This is a genomic window from Okeania sp. SIO2F4, assembly GCF_010672385.1.
Classification (GTDB): Bacteria; Cyanobacteriota; Cyanobacteriia; order Cyanobacteriales; family Microcoleaceae; genus Trichodesmium.
Genome location: NZ_JAAHGT010001353.1, coordinates 1 through 1649 on the forward strand (window position 1 = coordinate 1; position 1649 = coordinate 1649).

The window sequence follows — 1649 nt, forward strand, 5'->3', positions numbered from 1 at the left end:
GAAAATATCCGAATGTCATTGTTGAAATTCTCTCGAAAAAAACGGCTGATACAGATAAAGGTTTAAAAAAGAAAATCTATCAAGATACTTTTCGTACACCCGACTACTTCTGGTTTGATCCTTACACATTTGCATAAGCTTCTACAGTAATTTCTTTAACTTTATTCAATAATTCTTTGAATGTTAAATTATCGTCAATCTTGCCTCGTAAAAGGATAGTCTCAGTAAAGAAACCGATAGCAGATTCTAACTTGTGATGTACCCTTCCTGAAACTGGTAAACCAACAATAATATCATCTTTTAGAGAGTATTGAAGTATCAATACATAAAACACCGAAAGAAAGATAACTACAGGAGTAACATTGTATTGGTTACTTACCTTTTGAACTGTAGGCAATATATTATCAGGTATAACAAAATTCTTCTTTATACCTTCAAAACCTGAAGATACTTGAAAAGTATCAGGTGGTACAGGATACAATGTAGAAACATCAGTTAGTTGTTTCTTCCAATAATCTAACCCCTTTTCTAATACATCTCCTTTTAACCACTCTCGCTGCCAAACAGCATAATCTCCATATTGAATATCTAATTCTTTTAAGGGAGATTGTTTGTTATTAATATAAGAATCATATAAAAGTATGTGTTCGTGAACTAAAAAATTAACTGATAAACCATCACTAATAATATGATGAAATACTGATACTAATACTCCCTCTTGTTCACTAAACCTTAGCAGCTTCGTACTGAATAGTGGACCTTGAGACAAATCAAAAGATTGTGCTGACTCCTCTTCAAAAATCTCTTGAATCACCCTCTCTTGTTCAGTTTTGCTTAAATCTAGATAATCTAATACTGAAATTTTAGCAGTTAAACTAGGAGCAACAACCTGCACTAATGATCCTTCAATAAAAGCGAAATTAGTCCGTAGAACTTCATAACGACTAATAATTTCATTCCAGCTTTTTTGCAGAATTTCAATATCTATTAAACCTGTTATTCTTAGTGCTTGACAGAGATTAAGACTTACCCTATCTGACATTAGTTGTTCTACAGTCCAGAGACGTTCCTGTTGATAAGAAACTGGTAAATCTTTATCTCTGGGAACAGCTTCTAAAGGTACAGAAGTCGCACTAACGCTATTATTTTTCTGCTGAAGTAACTGCAATAATTCGAGTTTGTTTTTGGATAATAAATCACGAATTTCTGGTGTTAAAGCCCCCTTGGGAGCGCGGATTTTTAATTCATCCCCTTCGGCTGATAATTTAATCCCTTTGCTAGATATTTCAGACAAAACTTGAGTCAAATTCATAAAGTAATTTCCTCCATTTCTTCATCAGTGGTTTCTTCTGTCTGGGAAGTATCTGAGTAACTAATTTGTTCTAATAAAAGTTGCTCAATTACTAAACTAACTATCTGGCTAATACTGATACCTTCAATTATTTTTTCAATCGGTATATCAAAGCCTAATTCCCTTTGCACCAAATTCCTTAACTCAACAGCCATTAAAGAGTCAAGCCCCATAGTAGTTAAAGGTTGTTCCACATCTATTTGGGAAGCAGTCATTCCCAAAAGACCACCCATTTTACTTTTGAAGTAATCTAGTAAGATATTGTTTTGCTCATCTGGTGAGGATTCTTTAAGTTCTA

2 protein-coding genes and 1 pseudogene are annotated in these 1649 nt (G+C 33.4%); 1 reads left to right on the top strand and 2 read right to left on the bottom strand.

What is annotated here, in order from left to right; all coding sequences use genetic code 11:
• Positions 1-122: pseudogene (locus tag F6K22_RS40350) on the top strand (Uma2 family endonuclease); the annotation flags it as partial.
• On the opposite strand, the gene F6K22_RS40355 reads toward F6K22_RS40350, so the two are convergent.
• Both F6K22_RS40355 and F6K22_RS40360 read right to left on the bottom strand, forming a co-directional pair.
• Positions 122-1312 carry a condensation domain-containing protein gene (locus F6K22_RS40355; protein ID WP_293110725.1) on the bottom strand — a complete coding sequence of 397 codons (1191 nt, stop codon included), beginning with the start codon at positions 1310-1312 and terminating at the stop codon, positions 122-124. The pseudogene F6K22_RS40350 and the gene F6K22_RS40355 sit on opposite strands and share 1 nt — an antisense overlap.
• Positions 1309-1649 (bottom strand): acyl carrier protein (locus F6K22_RS40360; RefSeq protein WP_293110727.1); only part of this gene is annotated, 341 nt, incomplete at its 5' end. The genes F6K22_RS40355 and F6K22_RS40360, both read right to left, overlap by 4 nt.

What these genes read in the sequence shown, in the direction of transcription:
- F6K22_RS40355 (WP_293110725.1), bottom strand. Translation starts at nt 1,312, where the DNA reads ATGAATTTGACTCAAGTTTTGTCTGAAATATCTAGCAAAGGGATTAAA.